The organism is Streptomyces sp. NPDC029169, assembly GCF_055563935.1.
Genome location: NZ_JBVHXA010000044.1, coordinates 1 through 1330 on the forward strand (window position 1 = coordinate 1; position 1330 = coordinate 1330).

The following is a 1330-nucleotide window of genomic DNA, read 5'->3' on the forward strand; positions in this document are numbered from 1 at the left end:
GGTGTCCTGGCCGCGGCCCGGGAGAAGGGTCTGCTCAAGAAGGCGGGCCGGGCCCGCACGGACTCCACGCATGTGCTGTCGGCGGCGCGTGAGCTGTGCTGGCTGGAGATGGTGGCGGAGACGCTGCGGTCGGCGCTGAACGCGCTGGCGCAAGCGGCCCCGGACTGGCTGGCCGCTGTCGCCGAGCCCGACTGGTTCAGGCACTACGCGACCAGGGCCGAGGACAGCCGGTTTCCCACCAGCCGCGCGAAGCGGGACGAGGTGGGGATGCGGATCGGCCGGGACGGAACACGCCTGCTGGCGGCCGTCTTCGCGACCGGCACCCCCGACGGTCTGCGCGGGCTTGCCGAGGTGGAAACCCTGCGACAGGTGTGGGTCCAGCACTTCCACCAGGCGCAGGGTGAGGTGAGACGGCGGGACCCAAAAGACCGCCCACCGGGCGCGATGCGCCTGGTCACCCCCTATGACACCGACGCACGCGGCAGCGTCAAACGCGACACGATGTGGGACGGCTACAAGGTCCACTTCACCGAGACCTGTGAGCCGGACACTCCGAACCTGGTCACGAACGTTGTCACGACGGTGGCGACCGTCCAGGACCGGTCGATGGCCGAGACGATCCACACTCAGCTCGCCGCGCGTGACTGCACCCCGGGCGAGCACTGGGTGGATGCCGGCTATCCCACCGGCGCTGCCCTGGTCAGCGCCCGGCGCGAGCACGGCATCACCTTGCACGGCCCCCTCCAGGCCGACAACAGCGCCCAGGCCGGTGCGGACAGCGGCTTCGGCCAGGACGCCTTCACCATCGACTGGGACAACCAGCAGGCCACCTGCCCCGGCGGCCACACCAGCACTACCTGGAGCGAGCGGCTCTCCCAACGGGGACAGCCCGTGCTCCGGGTGAGGTTCTCGACGCGGGACTGCCGCCCATGCCCCCTACGCCAGGCATGCATCAACTCGCCCACCGGCACAGTCCGTGAACTGCGGCTGCGTCACCACGACGAACACCACGCACTCCAAGCGGCCCGAGCTAAGCAGAAGACCGACGACTGGAAGGAGCGCTACAAGATCCGGGCGGGGGTCGAGGGCACCATCGCCCAAGCAGTCGGCCGCTGCGACCTGCGCAGGTCCCGCTACCGAGGCTTGGCGAAGACCAGCCTCCAGCACCAGCTCACCGGCGCCGCGATCAACCTCGCCCGCATCGACGCCCACCTCACCGGCACACCACGAGCCCGCACCCGCACCAGCCACTTCGCACGACTTCGCCCCGCCGACCAAACGATCGACGGGGCGAAGAAGGCATAAGGCCCCGGATAAACCAACAGCATCC

The 1330-nt window shown here is 69.8% G+C and carries 1 protein-coding gene; it reads left to right on the forward strand.

The window, feature by feature from the left end; all coding sequences use genetic code 11:
- A partial coding sequence (locus ACZ4VI_RS34625) for a transposase (RefSeq protein ID WP_468005866.1) occupies positions 1 to 1305 on the forward strand: 1305 nt, incomplete at its 5' end.
- Between the last annotated feature and the right edge of the window lie 25 nt (positions 1306 to 1330).